The sequence below is a fragment of the Ruegeria sp. YTSC004 genome (assembly GCF_059609805.1).
Genome location: NZ_JBXWMJ010000006.1, coordinates 102,634 through 124,318 on the forward strand (window position 1 = coordinate 102,634; position 21,685 = coordinate 124,318).

The 21,685-nt window shown below is 56.8% G+C and carries 20 protein-coding genes; 7 read left to right on the forward strand and 13 right to left on the reverse strand.

Annotation, left to right across the window (positions count from 1 at the left end):
- Position 1: 1 nt before the first annotated feature.
- Complete coding sequence (fdxA, locus tag AC2FFP_RS12455) at positions 2–331, reverse strand: ferredoxin FdxA (protein WP_282169614.1); 330 nt, start codon at positions 329–331, stop codon at positions 2–4.
- 268 nt (positions 332–599) lie between these two features.
- Here fdxA and AC2FFP_RS12460 point away from each other — a divergent pair, with 268 nt between their 5' ends.
- The gene (locus AC2FFP_RS12460) at positions 600–1,712 is read left to right on the forward strand and encodes a CaiB/BaiF CoA transferase family protein (protein ID WP_496766264.1); all 1,113 of its coding nucleotides are present in this window, start codon (positions 600–602) and stop codon (positions 1,710–1,712) included.
- Here AC2FFP_RS12460 and AC2FFP_RS12465 read toward each other — a convergent pair.
- The 11 genes from AC2FFP_RS12465 to AC2FFP_RS12515 all read right to left on the reverse strand — a co-directional run bounded on the left by AC2FFP_RS12465 (position 1,707) and on the right by AC2FFP_RS12515 (position 13,965).
- Positions 1,707–2,132 carry a MarR family winged helix-turn-helix transcriptional regulator gene (locus tag AC2FFP_RS12465; RefSeq protein ID WP_108859585.1) on the reverse strand — a complete coding sequence of 142 codons (426 nt, stop codon included), beginning with the start codon at positions 2,130–2,132 and terminating at the stop codon, positions 1,707–1,709. The genes AC2FFP_RS12460 and AC2FFP_RS12465 overlap by 6 nt on opposite strands.
- Before the next feature lie 72 nt (positions 2,133–2,204).
- On the reverse strand, positions 2,205–2,906 hold the full coding sequence (locus AC2FFP_RS12470) for an ABC transporter ATP-binding protein (protein WP_496766266.1): 702 nt from the start codon (positions 2,904–2,906) through the stop codon (positions 2,205–2,207).
- The gene (locus tag AC2FFP_RS12475; protein WP_496766268.1) at positions 2,899–3,672 is read right to left on the reverse strand and encodes an ABC transporter ATP-binding protein; all 774 of its coding nucleotides are present in this window, start codon (positions 3,670–3,672) and stop codon (positions 2,899–2,901) included. Before AC2FFP_RS12475 ends, AC2FFP_RS12470 begins: the two co-directional genes overlap by 8 nt.
- Entirely contained in the window at positions 3,669–5,480 is a 1,812-nt protein-coding gene (locus AC2FFP_RS12480) for an ABC transporter permease (protein ID WP_496881102.1), read from the reverse strand. The genes AC2FFP_RS12475 and AC2FFP_RS12480 overlap by 4 nt, the downstream gene beginning before the upstream one ends.
- 100 nt (positions 5,481–5,580) lie before the next feature.
- Entirely contained in the window at positions 5,581–6,795 is a 1,215-nt protein-coding gene (locus tag AC2FFP_RS12485) for an ABC transporter substrate-binding protein (protein WP_496844305.1), read from the reverse strand.
- Positions 6,796–6,883: 88 nt separating this feature from the next.
- Positions 6,884–7,465: an amino acid synthesis family protein gene (locus AC2FFP_RS12490; protein ID WP_496844306.1), complete on the reverse strand. Its 582-nt coding sequence runs from the start codon at positions 7,463–7,465 to the stop codon at positions 6,884–6,886.
- On the reverse strand, positions 7,462–8,043 hold the full coding sequence (locus tag AC2FFP_RS12495) for an amino acid synthesis family protein (RefSeq protein ID WP_113788527.1): 582 nt from the start codon (positions 8,041–8,043) through the stop codon (positions 7,462–7,464). The genes AC2FFP_RS12490 and AC2FFP_RS12495 overlap by 4 nt, the downstream gene beginning before the upstream one ends.
- A complete protein-coding gene (locus AC2FFP_RS12500; RefSeq protein ID WP_496739110.1) occupies positions 8,036–8,899 on the reverse strand; it encodes a UPF0280 family protein in 864 nt (287 codons plus the stop codon). The genes AC2FFP_RS12495 and AC2FFP_RS12500 overlap by 8 nt, the downstream gene beginning before the upstream one ends.
- A gap of 6 nt (positions 8,900–8,905) precedes the next feature.
- Positions 8,906–10,399 (reverse strand): 6-hydroxynicotinate reductase, encoded by a 1,494-nt coding sequence (locus tag AC2FFP_RS12505; protein ID WP_496881103.1) that lies wholly within the window; start codon positions 10,397–10,399, stop codon positions 8,906–8,908.
- A complete protein-coding gene (locus AC2FFP_RS12510; RefSeq protein WP_496766279.1) occupies positions 10,389–13,139 on the reverse strand; it encodes a molybdopterin-dependent oxidoreductase in 2,751 nt (916 codons plus the stop codon). Before AC2FFP_RS12510 ends, AC2FFP_RS12505 begins: the two co-directional genes overlap by 11 nt.
- Positions 13,132–13,965 carry an FAD binding domain-containing protein gene (locus AC2FFP_RS12515; protein WP_496766281.1) on the reverse strand — a complete coding sequence of 278 codons (834 nt, stop codon included), beginning with the start codon at positions 13,963–13,965 and terminating at the stop codon, positions 13,132–13,134. Before AC2FFP_RS12515 ends, AC2FFP_RS12510 begins: the two co-directional genes overlap by 8 nt.
- Positions 13,966–14,343: 378 nt before the next feature.
- Here AC2FFP_RS12515 and AC2FFP_RS12520 point away from each other — a divergent pair, with 378 nt between their 5' ends.
- The 5 genes from AC2FFP_RS12520 (at position 14,344) to AC2FFP_RS12540 (ending at position 19,371) form a co-directional block, all read left to right on the forward strand.
- Complete coding sequence (locus AC2FFP_RS12520) at positions 14,344–15,588, forward strand: branched-chain amino acid ABC transporter substrate-binding protein (protein ID WP_496837136.1); 1,245 nt, start codon at positions 14,344–14,346, stop codon at positions 15,586–15,588.
- An 81-nt stretch (positions 15,589–15,669) separates the two neighbouring features.
- Entirely contained in the window at positions 15,670–16,626 is a 957-nt protein-coding gene (locus AC2FFP_RS12525) for a branched-chain amino acid ABC transporter permease (RefSeq protein WP_109311132.1), read from the forward strand.
- On the forward strand, positions 16,623–17,909 hold the full coding sequence (locus tag AC2FFP_RS12530) for a branched-chain amino acid ABC transporter permease (RefSeq protein ID WP_496778387.1): 1,287 nt from the start codon (positions 16,623–16,625) through the stop codon (positions 17,907–17,909). Before AC2FFP_RS12525 ends, AC2FFP_RS12530 begins: the two co-directional genes overlap by 4 nt.
- Positions 17,906–18,670: an ABC transporter ATP-binding protein gene (locus AC2FFP_RS12535; RefSeq protein WP_496734790.1), complete on the forward strand. Its 765-nt coding sequence runs from the start codon at positions 17,906–17,908 to the stop codon at positions 18,668–18,670. Before AC2FFP_RS12530 ends, AC2FFP_RS12535 begins: the two co-directional genes overlap by 4 nt.
- Positions 18,670–19,371: an ABC transporter ATP-binding protein gene (locus AC2FFP_RS12540; RefSeq protein ID WP_496724825.1), complete on the forward strand. Its 702-nt coding sequence runs from the start codon at positions 18,670–18,672 to the stop codon at positions 19,369–19,371. Before AC2FFP_RS12535 ends, AC2FFP_RS12540 begins: the two co-directional genes overlap by 1 nt.
- A 112-nt stretch (positions 19,372–19,483) precedes the next feature.
- On the opposite strand, the gene AC2FFP_RS12545 is transcribed toward AC2FFP_RS12540, so the two are convergent.
- Positions 19,484–20,923 (reverse strand): coniferyl aldehyde dehydrogenase, encoded by a 1,440-nt coding sequence (locus tag AC2FFP_RS12545; RefSeq protein WP_496881104.1) that lies wholly within the window; start codon positions 20,921–20,923, stop codon positions 19,484–19,486.
- A 186-nt stretch (positions 20,924–21,109) separates the two neighbouring features.
- Here AC2FFP_RS12545 and AC2FFP_RS12550 point away from each other — a divergent pair, with 186 nt between their 5' ends.
- Complete coding sequence (locus tag AC2FFP_RS12550) at positions 21,110–21,607, forward strand: flavin reductase family protein (protein ID WP_109311127.1); 498 nt, start codon at positions 21,110–21,112, stop codon at positions 21,605–21,607.
- The last annotated feature ends 78 nt before the right edge of the window (positions 21,608–21,685 follow it).

A 21,685-nucleotide genomic window follows, 5' to 3' on the forward strand; every position in this document is an offset into this window, starting at 1 on the left:
CCTATTCTGCCGGGGCATCCGACAAGAGCGCAAGCTTGCCTTCTTTGCCGTTCCAGTCGTCCGCTGCAGGCATCGGGTCTTTCTTTTCGGTGATGACGGGCCAAGCCTCTGCGTATTTGCCGTTTAGTTGGACCCACTTTTCCATCCCATCCTCGGTGTCCGGGCGGATTGCGTCGGCGGGGCATTCCGGTTCACACACGCCGCAGTCGATGCATTCGTCCGGATGGATGACCAGTGTATTTTCCCCTTCGTAGAAACAATCCACTGGGCAAACCTCCACGCAATCGGTGAATTTGCAGTTGATGCAGTTTTCGGTGACGACGTAAGTCATGGAGCGCCTAATCGTTAGTATACAAATGAGTATTGTGAGAAGCGCGTGCCTGTCAATACGTTTCTGTACGAATAAAATTTTCCTGAGTCGGACTCTTGACCCAAATGTGAAAAAAATTAGTGTACTAACGAAAATACTACGCTTCGGCAGGGTGGCATGACTGACAAGCGGGTTGTCGAAACATCGGACTTATGCTGTTGGGGAGATGCAGGATTCGATCCCGGACACAAGTTGGCCGATCGCAGCAGAGTTTTGAAAGGTTCAACCAATGAGCACCCCCTTGCACGGATTGAAAGTGATCGAGCTGGCCCGCATTCTGGCCGGACCCTGGATTGGGCAGACACTGGCTGATCTGGGGGCAGATGTGCTGAAGATCGAAAGCCCCGAGGGGGATGATACGCGAAAATGGGGCCCTCCGTTTATCGAGCGCGATGGCGATAAGACAGCCGCCTATTTCCACGCGGCCAATCGGGGCAAGGACAGTATCGCATTGGATTTCCGGGATGCGGGTGATCGGGCGAAGCTGTTGGACCTGATCCGCGATGCGGATGTGCTGATTGAAAACTTTAAGGTTGGCGGGTTAAAAAAATATGGCCTGGATTATGATAGCGTCAAACAGATCAACCCCGGACTTGTTTACGCATCCGTCACTGGGTTCGGTCAGGATGGACCCTATGCCCATCGGGCGGGGTATGATTTTCTTATCCAGGGTATGAGCGGGATCATGGACCTGACAGGCGACCCGGAGGGAGAGCCGCAAAAGATCGGCGTCGCCTTTGCAGATATCTTCACAGGCCTCTACGGGGTAATCGGCATTCAGGCTGCACTTGCTGAACGAGAGCGTTCGGGGCAGGGACAACACGTGGATCTGAGCCTGCTGGATTGCATGACGGGCGTTCTGGCCAATCAGGCGATGAATTATCTGGCCTCGGGTGTGTGCCCAACGCGACTGGGTAACGCCCATCCCAATATCGTGCCTTATCAAGTGTTTCCGGTGGCGGATGGGCACATCATCATCGCCTGTGGAAACGACCGGCAATATGCAAGCCTGTGCGAAATACTGGGCCTGTCGGGGTTGATCGACGATACCCGATTCATGTCCAATGCGGACCGTGTGGAAAATCGCGCTGCGTTGACTGAATTGCTGACGAGTTCCTGTCTGAAATGGACCAAGGCTGATCTGTTGGCGGCCCTTGAACAACATGGCGTGCCCGGTGGCCCGATCAATTCAGTGCACGAGGCACTAAGCGACCCGCAGATTCAGCATCGCCAGATGCAGATCAACCCGGAGGGCGTGCCCGGTTTGCGCACTCCGATCCAGTTTTCCCGGTCTGAATTGCAGTTGGACAAGGCGTCTGCCAAACGGCCCGTCAAATCATGAGATTTTTCGCAGAATACGGATAAGGTTGCGCTGTTCAGCGGCCGTCAGCGGCTTGAGCGTTTCGTTGGTGATCTGTTGACCGACATCTTTCATCCGCGCGACCATGGCCTCGCCTTCGGGGGATAGCGAAATCAGTGTGCGTCGCTTGTCGTCCGGATCGGGTTCGACAACCGCAAATCCCTTTTGACGCAGGCGATCAACGACCCCTTTGATTGTCGCAACATCCATTGCCGCCAGCCGCCCCAACCGGTTTTGAGAGCACTTGCCCAAATCTGCAATACGGATCAGCGCAGCAAACTGCGTTGGCGTCAGGCCGTCCAATGTGTGTGACTGGAAAATCGACGCGTGGCGCTGGTTCGCCAGCCGCAAAAGATAGCCGACCTGCTCGTCAAGCGCATAGCTTTCAATCGATTCCGTCATGACGGCTCCTGCCTGATTCAATTGTTCGTACTATAATAATCAAAGCCATGTCCTTCCCACAAGACCAAGGTATTATACGGCAAGATAGGTATTTGAAATTTCTGGGTTTTCGTCGAGGTCAGTAAAGCTGCCTTCGAACCGCATTTCGCCTTTTTCGATGATATAAGCCCGGTCCGACACGATACGCGCAAAGTGCAGGTTCTGTTCACTGATCAGCACCGACAGCCCCTCTCGTTTCAGTTCCGCAATCACGCGGGCCATCTGTTCAACAATGACCGGGGCAATCCCTTCTGATGGCTCATCCAACAGGACCAGCTTGGGATTGCCCATCAACGTGCGGGCAATGGTCAGCATCTGTTGTTCCCCACCCGAAAGCTGTTTGCCCAGGTTCTTGCGACGTTCAGCCAGATTTGGAAACAGCTCGAACAAGTGTTCCTGTGTCCATTCGGGTGCATCTGGACGTGGTTCGCGGCGTCCGACTTCAAGGTTTTCTTCGATGGTCAGATCCCCGAAAATCCGACGGTCTTCGGGGACATAACCCATGCCAAGGCGACAGATCGCATGAGGGGTATTCCCCTGAATCTCGCGTTCGGCATAGCGGATGGTGCCATTTATGTGCCGCACCAATCCCATGATGGACTTCATGGTGGTCGATTTGCCGGCACCATTCCGGCCCATCAGCGCAACCACCTCGTTCTCGCCGACGTTCAGCGAAACACCGTTGAGGATTTGCGCACGGCCGTACCAGGCCCCAAGGTTTTTGACATCAAGCATGGGCGCTCTCCGCTTCAAAGACTGAGCCACCGCCCAGATATACCTCTTGGACCAATGGGTTGGTGCGGATTTCAGGCCCTGTGCCTTCGGCGATCAACTCACCCCGGTTCAGCACCAGAATACGATGAGCATGGGCAAAAACGACGTCCATGTCATGTTCGGTGAACACCACGCTTACGCCGCCTTTAGCCACGATTTCCGCGGTCAACGCCATCAGGGCTAGCCGTTCGGACGGTGCCATGCCCGCCGTCGGTTCGTCCATCAGCAGAAGGGCGGGTTCATGCGCCAAGGCAATCGCCAGTTCCAGCCTTTTCAGATCGCCATACGCCAGTTCCGAACATGCCCGCCCGGCTTGATCCTGCATCGAAACAAGTTCCAGCAACGCCATTGCCTCATCCACATACATCCGCGTCGCGCGGGAAAACAGGTCGAACACCCGGCGGTGATGCGAGATCAGCGCCATCTGGACGTTTTCCACAACGGTCATCGACAGGAAGGTTGCCGTAATCTGGAACGTTCGACCAACGCCCATACGCCAAATCTTGCGCGGCGGATGGCCGATCAGGGCCTGACCGCGCAAGGATACCGAGCCTGCATCCGGTTTCAGGTAGCCATTCAGCATGTTGAAACATGTGGTTTTGCCCGCGCCGTTGGGACCGATCAAGGCAAGGAATTCCCCTTCCTTCAGATCGAAATTCACACCCTTCACGGCCTGCACGCCGCCAAAGGATTTAGACAGGTTGCGGACTTCGAGAACGTTGGTCATGCGCGGCCTCCTTTCAGGCCGCGCAGCAGGCGCTGGACACCGCCCGCAATTCCGTCAGGTGCCACTAGGACAACGATTAGAATGATGGCCCCGAAGATGAAACGCCAATAGTCTAACCGCGTGACCCAATCTTCGATCAGTACAAAGGCACCGGCCCCCAGGATCGGACCCGCCAGTGCGTGAATGCCACCCAGAAGAACCATGATCAGACCGTCGATGCTCAGCGCGATGCCGAGGCTGTCAGGAAAGACGCTGCCCTTGGAGAATGCAAAGACGACCCCGGCCAAACCGGCAAAGCCACCCGCCAGCACAAATCCCATCCATTGATGAAACCGGGTATCGATGCCAATCGATTCAGCCCGGGTTTGGCTGTCGCGTATGCCGCGCAGGATATAGCCGAACGGAGAGAAGGCCACACGACGCAGCGCCCATATTCCGCCAATACAAAGGACGAAGGCGATGTAAAAATAAACCTTGTCAGAGCTGGCCCATTTCGCAGGCCATACACCAAGGATGCCATCATCCCCGCCTGTAAATTCCTGCCATTGGAACGTGACACCCCATAGGATCTGGGCTGCGGCCAAGGTCAACATGGCAAGGTAAACGCCAGACAGCCGAACACAGAACCAGCCGAAGAACAGCGCTGCAATAGCCGCGCAAACCGGGCCGAAAAGCATTGCCGAGACCATGCCGAGCCCAAGGAATTTGACCACCATCGCGGCACCATAGGCACCAACGCCGAAATAGGCGGCATGTCCGAAACTGACCATGCCGCCGACGCCCATCATGAAATGAAGCGATACGGCAAATAGCGTCGCGACCATCACATCGACCATCAGGACCGAGGTGAAATCTGCAGTGAACAAGGGGCTAAGGGCCAAAACCAACAGCGCAGCCATCAGCACCATTGCTGATTTCTGATCCATCAGCGCAAGTGGTTGGTCCGGCTCCTCGGGTGCTCCTTTTTCGCTGCCCGGTTTGCCAAACAGACCATGCGGGCGGAAGATCAGGACAATCGCCATGATAATGAAGGGTAAGACGATCGAGATCTGCGGGAAGATCAGGATGGCAAATGCGTTCAGGACCGAGATCAGAACCGCCGCCACAAACGCGCCGGACACGCTGCCCATACCACCGATGACAACCACAACGAAGGCCTCACCAATGATCGACAGGTCCATCTGCAGAGATACTGCCTCGCGCGGGATTTGCAGCGCGCCGCCCAATCCAGCCAGGAATGACCCCAGAACGAAGGCCGCTGAAAACAACCAGACTTGGTTGACGCCTAGCGCCCCGACCAACTCGCGGTCTTGGGTTGCAGCACGCACCAGAACACCCCATCGCGTTTTGTGAAACAGCAGCCAGATGGCCAACAGGACGACCGGCCCGATAGCAATCAGGGCGAGGTCATATTCGGGAATTGGTTCTCCCATGATGCGCACCGCACTATCCAACCCCGGTGCGCGCGGACCCAGCAGGTCCTCTGCCCCCCAGATCGCCAGCGTGCCATCCTGAAAGATCAAAACGACGCCAAACGTTGCGACCAGTTGGAACAACTCGGGCGCGTGGTAAATGCGGCGCAGGATAGTGAGTTCGATGATCAGGCCGATCACCCCGACGATTATTGCCGCCAAAATTACGCCGACCCAAAATCCAAGGATGCTGCCACTCCAGAGTGTGACCAGTGTGTAAGCGAGATAAGCGCCGACCATGTAGAACGAGCCATGCGCAAAGTTCACGATCCGCGTGACGCCGAAGATGATCGAAAGCCCGGATGCGATCAGGAAAAGCGAGGAAGCGTTCGCCAATCCAGTCAATAGCTGTGCAAAATAGAACCCCATCGGGCCACCGTCCCTTGTTCGTGTTCTTTTTGTGGGGCGGGGCAGCTATTGCCCCGCCAACGTCGGCTTATTCCGCTGGACGCAAGGCTGCTGCGTCGTCTTCGCTGGGCAAATAATCTGCCCCGTCGGCATAGGACCAGTCGACCATCGATGGTTTGCCGTCGACTGTCCCAGTCATGCCGACATAGGCGCCCATCGTGGACTGATGGTCAGCCGCGCGGAAGGTGAAGGGGCCGGTTGGGCTGCTGTCGACGGTCAGGCCCTCCATCGCGGCTAGCAAGGCGTCAGTGTCTGTGGAATCGGCCTTTTCTAGTGCTGCGGCGATGGCGAGGATCGAGTTATATCCAACGATAGATCCGGTTTTGGGCGCTTCGCCGAACTTTTCGATATAGGCTTCAGCAAATGCCTTATGCTCGTCCGTTGCGATGTCGGTCGAGGGGTATCCGGTGACGATCCAACCCTCAGGAGCCTCAGCCCCCAGCGGGTCGAGGTATTCCGGTTCTCCGGTCAGCAATGATGCCACGTCGCGATCCTCGAACAGGAACCGCAGCGAACCTTCGCGAACAAATTTGGCCAGATCGCCGCCGAAGGTCACGTTGTAAATCGCATCCGGTTTCGAGGCCTCAAGTGCGCGTACGGTGGAACCTGCGTCGATCTTGAACAGCGGTGGCCATTGTTCTTCGACAAATTCCACATCGGGGCGCAATTTGGTCAGTTCGGATTTGAAGGCCTTCACCGCATCCTGCCCGTAGGCGTAATTGGGTGCGACAGTTGCCCATTTCACGGCATCCAACTTGGCGGCCTGTTCGGCCAGCATCGCGGCCTGCATGTGGGTCGAGGGGCGCAGGCGATAAGTGTATTTATTGCCTTTGGACCAGACAATCGCGTCGGACAGAGGCTCGGAAGCGATGAACAGGACTTCTTTCTGCTTGGCAAAATCGGAAACCGCCAGACCGATATTGGACAGGAAGGTGCCAAAGATCAGAACTGCACCGTCTTTTGAGACCAGCTCCTCGGCGATCCGGATTGCCGTGGCTGGATCACCGGTATCATCCCGGCTGATCACTTCCAGTTGCTTGCCGTCGATTCCGCCTGCAGCGTTGATTTGTTCGACCGCCAGTTCCCAGCCTTTCTTGTAGGGCTCTGTAAAGGCGGGCAGACGGGTATAGCTGTTCACCTCACCCAAAACGATTGTGTCCTGGGCCAGACTGACCCCAACCGTCAAACCGGTGAAGGACAGCGCAGCAAGCGCGCCCAGTACCGTGCGTCTGATCAGATTCATTTCAAATTCCTCCCAATGATCATTGTTCACGGCCAGTTATCCCGGCTTCTTAATGTGTTGTCAGCCCTAAAGAGCGCAGCTGCTACATTCAGCGCAGCCCGTCTTTGCCTTCTGCCTCCTCATTCGTCAGTCCGCCTACACGCGGCAGCGGTCGTCCGCTGTCGGTGATCGCAACTGCCACCATGATCTCATTCGCGCGGGGCGCGTCGTTCAACTGCACTTCGATGCCGTCAAAATGGCTGCGCACATAGGCTGCGTCCTTGTGACCAAGCGGTACGTCCAGTACCTGCCCAGGGCTGCCCATCTTCTTCGAAGAAGGCACCAAGGCAGCGCCCTTTTCGACCTCTTTGCGCAGTGGCGCGCCCAACTTGGGGTGCAGGATGGCGGCGGCATGTTCCAGCTCGCCATTCTCACCGACCATCGCAGATTTTCCGTAGCTTTCAGCCTGTTCCGGCGTGATGTTAAGGGCCTCGACGCAGCGGCGGCCCAGCAAAGCGCCCAACTCAGCACCAGTTTCCATCAGCGGTGTCAGATCCTCGACATATTGCCCGGCAAAGGGGTTTTCGATCACGGCCACAGCCACCGCCTTGCGTGTGGCGGGCGAGATCGGGCGCCCTGCCTCTATATGGGTTTCTTCAACGTTGACTGCGATTTTGCGGATCTTTGTCATCTTAGGCCGTCCTCTCCTTTGATGTCCCAGGCCTCAAGCCCGCCCGAGCGCGAATGCACCCGCGGCCCAGTTGTCATGACCAGCGAGAAAGCCAGCTCGCCTGCGCGCGGGGCGTCATTGCAACCCACCTCCATGCTGTCGAAATGGCTGCGCACATATGAGGCGTTGATATGCGTGATCGGCACATCCAGCCGCGCACCCACGCCGCCAACTTTTTTCGATGAAGGCACAATCGCGTTGGCTGTACCCAGCAACTGCCGCATCGCGTAACCACCGGGGGCATGCCACAGCGCGCCGTGTTCCAGCTCGCCGCCTTCGCCAACCAAGGACCCTTTGCCGTACCCTTGGACGTTTTCCGGACCGCCCAACATGTCGATCAGTGTTTGCGCCATTTCCAAACCTAAAGGTTTGAGGTCTTCCATAAAGCCCTGAATTTCGGGTTCGTAGCGTCCTGCGAAGGGGTTGGCGATCACGGCCATCGCAGCGACCCGCACCAGCGGCGTGTCGGACAGTGGTCCGCCTTCGTGATAGATTTCTTCAAGCGAAAACAGCTTTTTTCGCAGTTGAACGTCAGGCATATTGTGGAACCTTCTGAGTGGTTGAGATCACCAATCGGGACGCGCCCGTCTGGCAGGAGTGAGAGCCAAGAGACAGATGGGCGGCAGAGATCAAACCGCGTCCAAGCATGGTCTCGGCAGTATTCAGGCCGTGTGACAGGGCATCTTGAATATCTTGGGCAGAGAGTTGACCGACAGAAACCGGAACCGGCAGGTCGCCCAAATCGCTGTCATCGCGCAGTTGATTGGCCGGAAGGCGCCGGATGGCCGGATGCCCGGGCAGATCAACCGCGTTGGCGATCAGAGTCGCTGCCACATCGGCCATTGCTGCGTTGCTGGCCAGCACTGTAACGCTGTCGGCGATGCCAAGGCTCAGACTACGTCCGCCGCGACCCGACGTGGCAATGCCACCAATTTTGTCGCTTGCACGGATAGCAATGCGGCCCAGGTCGCACCCGTCAAGCCCACTCATGGCGATGCTATAGTCCTGACTCGAGCACAGATGCACGGCGATGTCTCCGCCATTGTTGACCGACGCGCGATCCAGGGGCGTGGCCTGTAGCATGGCCGCCAGTACTTCGTCTGCAACGGCTCCGGCAACTGCGGCCATGCGTGTAACAAACACGTTGGTATGAGGGCGGGCAGCGTCATCCATACGGCGCGCTACCCGTCCTTGAGGGCGGGCGCATTCAGCCGTCATGGGCGTTTTCAACAAAGCCAGTTCATCCACTAAGCCTTGCAGCAAGGATTGGAACCGTAACTGGGCAGCTTCAAATGCGATATCGCGCGCCCCATCTGCCTCGACGATCAGGTCGATCGGGCCGTGTTGCAGATGCAATCTGCGGCCACACGGCAATATGGCAGAGATGGGTTGCATCTGACCTTATGCTCCTTTCGCCCAGCGGTAGTTGTTCGAAGACATAGGGTCGGGCTGGTTTTCGAACTGATCTACCTTGCGGGTTTCGTCCGAGATGACATCTGCAACTGGCTTGATCTCATCCATGTGCCCCCCCAGCGTGCCATAGTCGCTGACACGCATTGTGAACTCGATGGGGGCGACCAGTGCCGGGGTCGGAACATATCCGAACGATCCTGTGGGCATATCCAGAATGTCCACCATCACGGTGATGCCGCCGCCAGGCCAAACGTAAGCTTCGGCCCCGCCGCAGGATACAAAGGTAAGCGAGTCCTTGACCGATTTCGTGAGACGAACCGGGTTTTCCGTGACACCCGCCCGCAGGCTGCCGCCTGCGCCGCCCATGAACAGAACCGAGCAGACCGAAGGTTCGCAGTTTTCGGCAATCAGCTCAGCAGACGCCTTCAGCGCCGGGGGAATCTCGACGGGCTGAGGTTTCAGCTCGGCATCCAGTTCAAAATAGCCATATTGCTCACCAGTGGTGGATACCATCAACAGGCTCATACCTTCACGCGCGAATTTCGGATTGAAATCGCCCAGAATTTTCAGCGGATCCTCGATATCCGTACCGCCCCAGCCGGTGCCGGGCTCTGCGACCTGAAAATAGCGACCCGGAGTAGAACGACGGCCATTGATTTTGATCCCCGTGGGTTCGACGTCCAGCAGTTTGCCTGCCTGATGCTCGGACAGAACGCCGGTAATGTGGTCGTCGACCACCACCACGTCATCCACATGTTCAATCCACTGCTTGGCGAACATCCCGATTGTGGCCGAGCCGCAGCCCACCCGCATCAGTTTTTCCTCGACCCCGTTGATGATGGGCGCTTTGCCGGCCTGAACAACAACCGTGGTCTCATGTCCTTCATCACCGATCACCATCTCGACGGCTTCACGATTGCACAGCCGAAGCAGGGCATCGCAGGTGATCCGGCCCTCTCTTTTGGTGCCGCCAGTCAGGTGCTCTACGCCGCCCAGCGACAACATCTTGGATCCGTATTCTGAGGTCATTACGTGCCCGACCGGCTCTCCATTTACGCGGACAACATCGCGTTCGTGGCCGATATGACGGTCGGTGTCGATCTTCACCTTGACGCCGCAATACGAGAATATCCCCTCGGTCACCACGGTGACCATATCCACGCCCGCCACGTCCTGGCTGACGATGAAGGGCGCGGGTTTGTAGTCGGGATAGGTCGTGCCCGCGCCGACGGCCGTCACAAAGGGCCGTTTTCCCTGCACGATGTCGCCGTCCCAATCTTCGGGGCCCTTACCATCCTTCAGGAACGGGACCAGACGAGTGTCTTCTGCACTTTCGATGATGGTCAGCGCATCCAGTCGGACAAGATCGCCGCCATGGTTGGCATAGCGGTCACAGGCCCCGATTTTGCCATCTGCGATATAGCACATCACCGGGCAGGCGTCGCAGCGGATTTTTTCCGTTATTGTGCGCTCAGTTGGCATCTGTCAATTCCTTGATTGCTGCGCGCATTTTTGCTGGTGTGGCGGGACCGTGAGTCAGCCGAACGCCGCAGGCGCGCTTGATTGCGTTGAATAGGGCCGGGGCTGTCGGGATCAGCACGTGCTCGCCCAGGCCTTTGGCACCATAGGGGCCGTGGGCATCCTCTTCCTCGATGATCAGCGTTTCGATCGGAGGGATGTCACCAATGGTCGGGACCAGATAGTCATGCAGGTTCTCGGTGCGGCCGGGCAGGTATTCTTCCATCAGTGCCATGCCCAGACCCTGCGCGATACCGCCCTGTACCTGACCTTCGACCAGCATCGGGTTGATCGCCTTGCCAACGTCATGGGCGGCCACGAATTTGATCGGTTTCACCGTGCCCAGCTTTGTGTCCACCTCGACAACCGCCAGATGCGCAGCATAACCAAACTGAGCATAAGGTATCCCCTGACCGTTTTCGTCCAACGGTTTTGTGGGCGGGTCATAGGTTTCTTCGGCGCGCAGGACGTAGCCTTCTGCGTCAGGCTCCAGCACAGTCAGGTCGATAGAGTGATGTTGCCCGTTGTCGTCCACCACAATCAAACCTGCGCTCAGGGTGATCATGGCGTCAGGCCCGGCGTTCACGCGGGACAAAATCTGCGCCCGCATCGATTCACCCGACAGACGTGAAGCGCTGCCAGAGACATAGGTCTGACGCGAGGCCGAGGTTTTGCCGGCATCCGGCGTGACATCCGTATCGGCCCCGATGATTTCGATCTGCGCAACCGGGACACCAAGCGCTGTGGCAAAGATCTGCGTGATCACGGTGTTTGCCCCTTGGCCGATATCCATCGCCCCTTGGTGCAGGACCAAACTGCCATCAGACCGGATGCCCGATTTGATCGTCGACGGGTTGGGCAACGAAGTGTTGCCGCACCCGTACCAGCCTGCCGCCAGTCCAACGCCGCGCTTCAAGGTATTGTTTTGTGCATTGAATGCCTGAACTGCTGTATTTTCTTCGGCCCACGCGGGACGCAGCGCTTCGAGGCAGGCGCGAATGCCGACGCCCTGATCGAAGATCTGTCCACAAACGGTGGGTACACCGTTTTCCAGCGCATTGTTGATGCGGAAATCAAGCGCGTCGATGCCCAGCTTGTCCGCCAACTCGTCGAACAGGCATTCCTGTGCGATAGCCGATTGCGGAACCCCAAAGCCGCGGAATGCGCCCGATGGCGGGCAATGCGTATGGATGCCTTTGGCTTCGGCGCGGTAGTCTGTGATTTTGTAGGGGCCTGAGGCATGCACGGGCACCCGGTTGGCTACGGTCGGACCCCAGCTGGCATAGGCGCCTGTGTTGAACAGCCCGTCAAAAGTCATCCCACTGATACGACCGTCTTTGGTTGCCCCGATCTTGACCTGCAGGTCGGAAGGGTGGCGTTTGGTGGTGGACTGCATCGACTCGGTTCGGGAATAGGTCAGTCGCACCGGCTTACCGGTTTTAAGCGCGGCAAGTGCCAGATAAGGCTGCACCGAGATATCGAGTTTTGAACCGAACCCGCCGCCGACCCCGGTCGGGGCAATACGGATCTGATCGCGCGGCATCCCCAGAATGATCTCCAGCGCGTCCAGATCCATCACCGGGGCTTGCGTGCAGGCATGGACTTCGACCCGCCCGTTCACGATCTCGGCGAACCCGGCCTCAGGCTCGATATACCCATGTTCGACAAAGCCCGAGCGGAAATGGCCTTCGACCACAACATCTGCGTTATCCAACGCGGTTTCTGGTGTTCCGCATTTCACGAAACCGGCACACATAACGTTGCCGTCGCGATCTGGGTGCAGCTGCGCGGCTTGGGGCGTCATGGCGTCAAGGGAGTCCAGCGCCGCGGGGCGTTCTTCCCACGTTACCGGAAAATCTGCTGGGTCGAATGTTGCCAGAACCTCGGGCAGGCCAATGATGGCGGCGACAGCCTCACCACGGAACCGAGCCTCGGTTTCCGCAAAGACAGGCTGGTCGGCAAAGTCGGGAATAACGCCAAAGTTGTTGCGCCCGGGAATGTCGGCCGCAGTCAGGACTGCTTCGATCCCAGGGGTCTCGTTGGCCCAAGCGTCCAGATCGCCAAGCGTAAACCCGGCGCGGTGGTGAGGGGAACGGATGACATGGATTTCCAACGTACCTGCCGGGGCAACATCATCGCCAAAAAGCTCTGTGCCTGTGACCTTGTTGTGCCCATCCACGCGCCAGATAGCGTCGCCCGCATGTCCCAGTGTTGCTTCTGGCAAAGTAGGCGCACCAGCGGCAACAACGGCATCGATAATCTTGCGATACCCGGTACAGCGGCACAAAACGCCACCAAGGGCATCCTGGACCTGTTCATTGTTTGGCTCAGGTGTCTCGCGCAGCAAAGCGACGGCGGAGGTCATCATGCCGGGTGTGCAGATTCCGCACTGCGCCGCGCCGTGGTTCTGAAAGCTGTCTGCCAAACGTTTGGCAATCTGATCATCCTGCGTCAGCCCGGACACCGTTTCCACGGACCGCCCGGCAGCCTGTTGCGCCGGAACCAGACAGGCGCAGACCGGATCACCATCGACCAGTACAGTGCAAGCACCGCAGTCGCCGGCGTTGCATCCGATCTTGACGTCGCGTGCTGACAGCCGCTCGCGCAGCATTTCCGACAGGCGTTCACCCACGCGCGGCACCGCGCTGACAGGGTGGCCGTTCAAGGTGAATTCGGTCGTGAATTCATCAGCGCGTTTATCCATGGTGTTGTCCCGCTTCTGCGATTGCCCGGACACATTGTTCTGCCACCGCGTCCAGTCGGAATGCGGCGTCTCCACGGACGTCATCAATGGGGCTGAGCGGTGCCAAATGCTCTGATGAAACTTCAACCGTTTCAGGGGATTTCCCGATCAAATCGGTTTCGAGCTGTACCAGCCTTTGTGCCACGGCTGACGCAGCCCCCGCGGCGATGCGCGCATAGTTGATCCGGTGGTTTTTATCTAGGCCGATGATGACAGAAGTCATCGTGATCGAGATCACAAGGTATCGCCGCGCGCCGAGTTTTTCGAAATGTCCAACAGTCCCTTTGGGCGGATCGGGCAGGTAGATCGCGGTCACAATCTCATCGTCGGACAGCGCCGTTTTGCGCACGCCAGTGATGAACTCTGACAGCGGAACCTCGCGAAAGCCACGGGCCGAGCCAAGTTCAACGCTGGCCTCCAGCGTCAGCAGCGGTGGCACGCCGTCAGCGGCAGGCGAGGCATTGCACAGGTTCCCTGCAATCGTGGCGCTGTTCTGGATCTGCAGGCTACCGACTTCCCGCGCTGCCATTTGCAGGCCCCTAAATGCGACGGGCAGATTGGCCCGGGCAATGTCTGTCCAGCTTGTTGTGGCTCCGATTCTCCAACGGTCATCCACAAGTTGGATGCCCGAAAGACCATTGATGCGTGTGACGTCCAATATGTCGGTTTGCAGCTCATGACGCTGCCGGGATGGGAAAAAGTCAGTGCCGCCAGCGACAACCGTCAGATCATTGCTGGTCAGCAAGTCAAATGCATCATCGAGCGTGTTGGGAGAGAGATACCGCAAAGTGTCTATCCTGATGAGAAATTTCTCGTTAGTACACAAATGATATTACGCGAACAAAAAAAATGTCAACGATTTGTTTGGGCCAGTTCTGTTTATCATGAGCGCGGGTAGAAGATTGGATCACGGATATTCAGTCGATTGAGCATTCCCCTTATTTTCAAAGCTAATTGAGGAGCAGTCACTCTAGGCGAGATGAAATTGGGCGATGTGACGGCGCAATGCCGATTTTGTTTCACGAATGTCCAGAAGTTCCAAATTCGGTCAGTAATTCGTTGACACACTAACAAACAGTCATGAATATAGTGATCGATCACTCACCCACGTGTGGATCTTACAATGGGCTGAAACCTACCGCCTGGTGTCAATAGGGAGGAAGAAATGAACAAGTTCAATTTGATGATGGCGACCGCACTTGCTGCTGGTCTTGTTGCAGGGGCCGCTGCGGCACAGGAAAAAGTACGAATCGCTTTCATTGATCCGCTATCCGGGCCATTTGCGACGACGGGCACACAAGGCCTGGCAATCTATCGCCACAGCGTCAAAGAGCTGGTGAACGAACCTGGCGGGCTGTTGGATGGGAATGCCGAATTCGAGATGGTGCCTTTCGACAATAAGATCAGCGCAAAGGAATCTCTCATCCAGTTGCAGGTTGCCATGGATCAGGGCATTCGCATCATCGCTCAGGGCGCATCATCCGGTGTGGCGAACGCGCTGACCGAAGCCGTTGCCAAGCACAATCGTCGCAACCCTGATGATCCGGTTATCTTCCTCAACCACTCGGCCGTTGACCCGGCGTTGACCAATGATAAGTGCCAGTTCTGGCATTTCCGCTTTGACGCCAATGCTGACATCAAAATGGACGCGTTGACCGATGACATTGCAGCCAACCCGGATATTAAAAAAGTCTATGTGATCGGTCAGGACTATTCGTTCGGTAAGGCTGTTGCTGCGGCCGCTCAGCGTTTCCTTCAGGAAAAGCGCCCCGATATTGAGATTGTCGGGAACGAGTTGCACCCGATCGGCAAAGTCAAAGACTTCACGCCCTACGCGCGCAAGATTGTTGGTTCGGGCGCAGATGCCGTGATCACCGGTAACTGGGGTGGCGATATGGTCGGTCTGGGCAAGGCGGTCATGGGTGCCGGTTTCGACAAGCCGATCTACACCTACTATGGCGCGACATCGGGCATCACCGCGGCCTTTGGTGAAGAAGGCGACGGAATCGTCAAGCTGGTTGGCGCAGGTCAGGTAAACCCCGCCCCAACACCAGAAGCGCAAGAGTTCATCGAAGCCTTCTATGTAAGCTTCCCGGATCTGGACTTCGGTCAGCCTCAGATGGCGAATGTTGCACCGATGCTGGCGGCCGCGATCAACGAAGTAGGCAACGCCACGGATATCAAGGCGATCGCCTACGCGCTGGAAGGTATGGAATACGACAGTATTGTCACTGGCAAGACCTTGATGCGTGAAAGCGATCACCAGACGATCCAGACAGTGACGGTGCAAGGGCAGACACCCGAGGCTGCGTTCGACTATGACAATTCTGGCCGTGGTATGGTCGCAGAAACTGTTGTCGAACTGGCGTCCAATGACTCGTCCACCACGTGCGAGATGAAGCGCCCATAACCCTCTAACCACTCTGGTGGTCCGTCCGAAATCCGGGCGGGCCGCTAGGCTACCACTCAATAAAATGCAGGGAGACACGTAATGGCGCTGTTCCTCGTGAACGTGTTGGATGGATTTGTGACTGGTTTGTTGCTGTTCATGCTATGCAGCGGTCTGACACTGATCTTTTCCATGATGGGCGTTCTGAACTTTGCTCATGCCAGTTTTTACATGCTGGGTGCTTATTTCGCCTATCAGATCAGCCTCGTCACCGGGTTCTGGGTCGGCTTGCTTGTCGCGCCATTGATTGTCGGTTTGATCGGAGCTCTGATCGAGCGATACGGGTTAAGACGAGTTCACAAATACGGGCATGTGCCGGAACTGATCTTTACCTTTGGTCTTGCGCTGCTGATTGAAGAAACGATTCAATTCTTCTGGGGCAAAAGTCAGCTTCCATTCTCGGAACCTGCCGCGCTGGATTTTGCAGCTTTCGCTATCGCTGGAAATGCTTTCCCTGCCTACAAGGTTTTCATGATCGCCGTCGCAATGGGGATCTTCCTGACACTGCTATACATTCTGACCAAGACCCGTATTGGCATGACCATTCAGGCCGCGCTCAGCTATCCCGAAACCGTGCAGAACCTGGGTCACAACGTACCGTTGGTCTTTATGTGCGTGTTTGGCGTAGGAACCGCGATGGCCGGGCTGGCCGGCGTCATCGCTGGTCCGGTTCTGGGTGTTTTCCCCGGCATGGCCTTGCAGCTGGGTTCAATCGTTTTTGTGACCATTGTGATCGGCGGTCTGGGTTCCCTTTGGGGCGCCTTGGTTGCATCCCTGATTATCGGCTGGCTTCAGACCTTTGCCACCGCCTATGACGTCACGGCTGAACAGGTGCTGACCGCGATCGGCTTTACCAAGCCAGAGATGATCTGGGATCATCCGCTGCAGGACCTTTGGACACTGACGCTGCCTCAACTCGGCCCGATCTTGCCTTACCTGTTGATGATCATCGTTCTTGTTCTGCGCCCGCAAGGTCTTATGGGGAACCGTGAATCATGAGTATCGCTAGTAAGACGCCCTTAACTGCGGGCACTACGCGGCTGATATCGCTATCAAGCGTGATGCCCTGGGCTTTTGCCGCTTTGTTCCTGTTGTGCCTGCCATTTGTGTTCCAATCCAGTTCGGCGCTGACGATCATGAACCAGATGGCAATCACCATCGTCTTCGCGCTAAGCTACAACATGTTGCTGGGGCAGGGTGGTATGCTGTCCTTTGGTCATGCGGTCTATATGGGTCTTGGCGGGTTCTTCGCCATGCACGTGATGAACATGGTCGAGGACGGGCTATGGTTGCCTTTGCCGTTTCTTCCGATTGTCGGAGGCTTGTTCGGCATGGTCTTCGCCTTCCTGATCGGTAGTTTTTCGACCCGTCGGGCAGGCACTGTATTCGCCATGATCTCGCTTGGTGTCGGAGAGCTGATCGCCGCCTGTTCCGTCATCATCGTAGTGTTCTTTGGCGGCGAAGAAGGCATCTCGGGCGACCGGACCATGGGTCCGCCAGTGTTTGGATATGAATTCCTTACACAGCAAGAGGTTTATTACCTTACTGTCGTGTGGCTTTTGGTGGCGGCGTTGCTGATGTACCTGTTCTCGCGCACGCCGATCGGGCGGATCGCCAACGCTGTGCGCGACAACGAGGAACGCGCCGAGTTTCTGGGGTATTCCCAACGCAACGTTCGCTGGATTTCCTTCTGCGCCTCGGGTTTCTTTGCCGGTGTCGCCGGGTCGTTGTTCGCGATCAACTTTGAGATTTTGACCGAGGAAAACCTGAACCTTGCAACGTCAGGCTCAATCCTGCTGATCACCTTCATTGGCGGAGCCGGCTTCTTTGTCGGGCCAATCATCGGCGCGGTCGTGTTCACCTTGCTGCAAACGGTTCTTGGCCTGCATACCGAATTGTGGGCGCTGTATCTGGGCATTTTGTTCGTGGCCTGTGTGATGTTCTTCCCGTCTGGTTTTGCCGGGTTGATTGCGATGCATCGACGCCCGCTCGCCTTGGGTAAACTGAAATTGCTGATCAAGCCGTATCTCAAGGTGGCAATCCCCGCGATCACGAGTGTCCTGTCCCTGGCCGCCATTTTGGAGATTCTGTTCCACAAGCGCCATGGATACGGCGGCGATCACGAGATGCACCTCTATGGCATTGCCTTTGACAGTGGTGGCTATCAAGCCATAGCCTTTGCAGTAATCATCGCCGCGATCTCACTATTCCTTGTGTCCCGCGTTTTGCCGGAAATCCGTGAAGCCTGGGACAATGCGAACCATGCGGAGGACCGGGCATGAGCGCTCCTGCTATCGAGCTAAGAAACCTCGAAAAAAGTTTTGGTCTGGCTAAGATCATTCAGGGTGTGAACCTGCAGATCGCAAAAGGTGAACGCCATGCGGTCATTGGGCCAAACGGGGCCGGGAAGTCGACCCTGTTCAACCTGATCACCGGGCGGTTCGCGCCGACCTCGGGCGGGGTGTTTCTGCACGGCGAAGATGTCACCGGATTGAAGCCCTTCGAGATCAACCGCCGTGGTCTCAGCCGATCTTTCCAGATCACCAACATTTTTCCCAACATGACCGTGTTCGAAAACATTCGTTGCGGGTTGTTGTGGACAATGGGGTATCGCTATTCGTTTTGGCACATGATTGGTCGGCAGCAGGATGTGACTGAAAAGGCTGAGGGTATTCTGGCACAGATCAATCTGACCGCGCGCCGGAATGAACTGGCAGGCACGCTGGCTTATGCCGAACAGCGCGCGCTTGAGATTGGGATCACGATCGCTGGCGGAGCCGATATCATTCTGCTGGACGAACCCTGCGCCGGGATGAGCCATTCAGAAACTGACCTGATCGTCGATCTGATACGCAACGTGACCGAGGATAAGACACTATTGATCGTCGAGCACGACATGGGCGTGATCTTCGATTTGGCCGACAAGATCTCGGTCCTTGTTTATGGCGAAGTGATCGAATCCGACACGCCGGACGTCGTGCGCGCATCGGTGAAAGTGAAAGAAGCCTATCTGGGCGCAAGTTTGGAAGAGGAGGCGGTGTAATGCTTCAGGTCACCGACTTGCACGCATATTACGGAAAAAGTCACATTCTTCAGGGGGTGAACCTTGAAGTGGGCGAGGGCGAAATCGTCTCGCTGCTGGGGCGCAACGGGGTTGGGCGGTCAACCACCTGCAAGGCGATCATGGGCGAGGTCGCGCCACATGGGTCGATCAAGTTCCGCGGCCAGGAGATCGCTGGTCGCAAGAGCTTTGAGATTGCCAAGGCCGGGATTGGCTACGTGCCCGAAAACCGGGATATCTTTCCCGGTCTCACAACGCGCCAAAACCTGATACTGGGGCTGAAGCCGGGCCAAAAGGACGGCGATGGCCGCTGGTGTATCGAGGACATGTTTGAGATGTTTCCCAACTTGCGCAACCGTGCGGATGTGGATGCCTCGGTCATGTCGGGCGGCGAAAAGCAAATGCTGACCATCTGTCGCGCTTTGATGGGCAATCCCGATTTCATCATGATCGACGAACCGACCGAAGGTCTGGCCCCGAAGATTGTTGAGCAAGTGGGGGATCTGCTGCTGCAGATTGCCGAGCGTGGCGTCTCGATCCTGTTGGTCGAGCAAAAGCTGACTATCGCTTTGCGTGTGACCAACCGGGTTTACGTCATGGGTCACGGGCACATGGTTTACGAAGGCACCCCGCAGGCATTGCGCGAAAATGACGAAATCCGGAAGGAATGGCTGGAGGTCTGAGGCAGTGCCACAGGCACCTTGCCCATAGTAAGCCGCGCTGTCAGCAATACCGCAAAAGGATTGAAGGGAACTTCGTAAATGCGGAGTTTCCTTCTTTTGTTGGTGCACCAGATTATTTTTTCAGGAACGGTGCCATTGTTTTAAAGAACTTCTCGCCATAGGGCGGGCGAAGAGCCTTGAAGACACCATCCATGTTGATCTGCTTGAAAATAGCCTTTGCGTGGCTGAACCGTTTGAAGCCGTGCAGGCCGTGAAAAGCGCCCATGCCACTATTCCCGACGCCGCCAAAGGGTAGGGTGTTCTGGGTCGAATGCATGATGGTCTCGTTGATGCACGCTCCGCCGGAAATGGTGCTTTCCATCACCTGCTCCTGCTCGCCCGCGTCCTTGGCAAATACGTAAGCCGCTAGGGGGCGCGGACGGGTGTTGGCAAAGCTAATGGCCTGATCCAGCGAGTCGTAAGGCAGGATTGGCAGGATCGGCCCAAAGATTTCATCCTGCATGACGTCCAGCGCCGGATCGGCGTCGACGATCAGTGTCGGAGGCAGAATTTTCTCGTTTGTGGCTGAGAGATCTTCATTGGCGGGATTGACCTGAACGACCCTCGCCCCTGCCGAGCGTGCTTGCTCCACAAGGCCCTTGAGCCGATCGAATTGGCGGTCGGTCACAATATGGGTGACATCCGGGTTGCCGGACAGAGTCGGGAAGGCCTCGGCAAGTTTTGCCGCAAGCTGGGTGGCGAATTCTTCCATCTTTGCGCATGGGACCAAGACATAGTCCGGTGCCAGGCAAACCTGACCCGCATTGAATCCTTTGCCCGCCGCAATCCGGGCGACCGCAAGGTTCATATCTGCGCTGGGGGCGATGATGGCGGGGTTCTTGCCTCCAAGTTCCAGCGTTGTCGGCACCATATGTTCAGCTGCTGCGCGAAGGACGTGCGGGCCAATGGTGCTGGCGCCGGTAAACAGCAAGTGGTCAAAAGGCAGGGCGGTGAACGCCTGCGCGACGTCGACGCCCCCGGTCACAACCACGGTTTCGTGCGGGGCGAAGTTTGCCTCTATCAGCGACTTCAAAAGGTCGGATGTGCGGGATGTGAACTCTGACGGCTTCAGCATGACCGAGTTGCCTGCCGCAAAGGCTTCGGCCATTGGGCCGATGGCCAGATAGATCGGAAAGTTCCAGGGGCTGACAATCCCAATGACACCCAGGGGTTGATAATGGATGCGGCCGCGCGCGCCCAGCAAGCCCAACGGAAACTCGACTTTTGCCTTTTCAGGGCGCATCCAGCGATCAAGGTTGTCCCGCGCGAATTTTAACTGTTTTACCGTGCCAACGATGTCGGCTGCGATTGTTTCATGTTGTGACCGATTGCCAAAATCGGACGAGATCGCGTCAATCATGGCATCGCGATTATCCAGTACTAGGTCGATTAACCGCGTGATGCGATCCTTGCGTTCAGCCGCGTTTGGCACGCCATGTTCGGCCTGGTGGGCTTTTTGTGTCTCCAAAAGCGTCGCGAGGCTCTCGGCGGGGTTGGGGCTATGCTGGTTCAATACGCGTCTCCTGCGGTTGGCTTTGCGGTGTGCAACCGCCTTCCTGTTGGTCTGTGTGCCCGTTCTGTCCCCTTGGTCACAAGGGTCGGGTTTCGTTTCTTTGCCGCCGGGCTGCGAAGTCTGCGTTGACATTTATCCGGCGATGTGGAAGGTAAGTGATCGTTCACTAATTAGCAAGAGCGCAGTATGACCCTGACCACAGAAGACAGGTTCAAGACCGGCATGCAGTTGCTGGCGGCCTCAACGACCATCATCACTTCAGAATTCGAAGATTCGCGTGCTGGAATGGCGGCGACAGCGGTATGTTCGCTAACGGCCGATCCGCCAGCTTTGTTGGTTTGCATCAACCGAACAGCGCGAACATATGGCGTCGTGATGGACAGCCGAAAGTTTGCCGTAAACCTCATACCTGATGACATGACCGAGGTTGTCGGTGCCTTTTCGTCAAAAATGGACAAGGAACAACAGTTCCAGGCAGCCGGGACATGGATCAAAGGAGATCTGGGTCTGCCTGTTTTGAAAGAGTCCGTCGTGTCCTTTGAATGCGTGGTCGACAACTGGGCAAATACGAAGACACATGCGGTGTTCTTCGGTATGGTGAAAGAAGTTCACCTGAACCCGGAAAAGTCGGCGCTTATTTATGGGCGCAAGGGATTTCACAAACTCACACCGCTGGAAGGCTGATGTGGGGTCAAAGTGAATTTTCACCTGACTTCGCACGCCCTACGCCACCAAAAAACGACAATCACGTAACTTAAGAAT

Bases quoted from the DNA above. Each gene is read 5' to 3' on its own strand.
- fdxA (WP_282169614.1), bottom strand. From the start codon at position 331: ATGACTTACGTCGTCACCGAAAACTGCATCAACTGCAAATTCACCGAT.
- AC2FFP_RS12460 (WP_496766264.1), top strand. From the start codon at position 600: ATGAGCACCCCCTTGCACGGATTGAAAGTGATCGAGCTGGCCCGCATT.
- AC2FFP_RS12465 (WP_108859585.1), bottom strand. From the start codon at position 2,132: ATGACGGAATCGATTGAAAGCTATGCGCTTGACGAGCAGGTCGGCTAT.
- AC2FFP_RS12470 (WP_496766266.1), bottom strand. From the start codon at position 2,906: ATGCTTGATGTCAAAAACCTTGGGGCCTGGTACGGCCGTGCGCAAATC.
- AC2FFP_RS12475 (WP_496766268.1), bottom strand. From the start codon at position 3,672: ATGACCAACGTTCTCGAAGTCCGCAACCTGTCTAAATCCTTTGGCGGC.
- AC2FFP_RS12485 (WP_496844305.1), bottom strand. From the start codon at position 6,795: ATGAATCTGATCAGACGCACGGTACTGGGCGCGCTTGCTGCGCTGTCC.
- AC2FFP_RS12490 (WP_496844306.1), bottom strand. From the start codon at position 7,465: ATGACAAAGATCCGCAAAATCGCAGTCAACGTTGAAGAAACCCATATA.
- AC2FFP_RS12495 (WP_113788527.1), bottom strand. From the start codon at position 8,043: ATGCCTGACGTTCAACTGCGAAAAAAGCTGTTTTCGCTTGAAGAAATC.
- AC2FFP_RS12500 (WP_496739110.1), bottom strand. From the start codon at position 8,899: ATGCAACCCATCTCTGCCATATTGCCGTGTGGCCGCAGATTGCATCTG.
- AC2FFP_RS12505 (WP_496881103.1), bottom strand. From the start codon at position 10,399: ATGCCAACTGAGCGCACAATAACGGAAAAAATCCGCTGCGACGCCTGC.
- AC2FFP_RS12510 (WP_496766279.1), bottom strand. From the start codon at position 13,139: ATGGATAAACGCGCTGATGAATTCACGACCGAATTCACCTTGAACGGC.
- AC2FFP_RS12520 (WP_496837136.1), top strand. From the start codon at position 14,344: ATGAACAAGTTCAATTTGATGATGGCGACCGCACTTGCTGCTGGTCTT.
- AC2FFP_RS12525 (WP_109311132.1), top strand. From the start codon at position 15,670: ATGGCGCTGTTCCTCGTGAACGTGTTGGATGGATTTGTGACTGGTTTG.
- AC2FFP_RS12530 (WP_496778387.1), top strand. From the start codon at position 16,623: ATGAGTATCGCTAGTAAGACGCCCTTAACTGCGGGCACTACGCGGCTG.
- AC2FFP_RS12535 (WP_496734790.1), top strand. From the start codon at position 17,906: ATGAGCGCTCCTGCTATCGAGCTAAGAAACCTCGAAAAAAGTTTTGGT.
- AC2FFP_RS12540 (WP_496724825.1), top strand. From the start codon at position 18,670: ATGCTTCAGGTCACCGACTTGCACGCATATTACGGAAAAAGTCACATT.
- AC2FFP_RS12550 (WP_109311127.1), top strand. From the start codon at position 21,110: ATGACCCTGACCACAGAAGACAGGTTCAAGACCGGCATGCAGTTGCTG.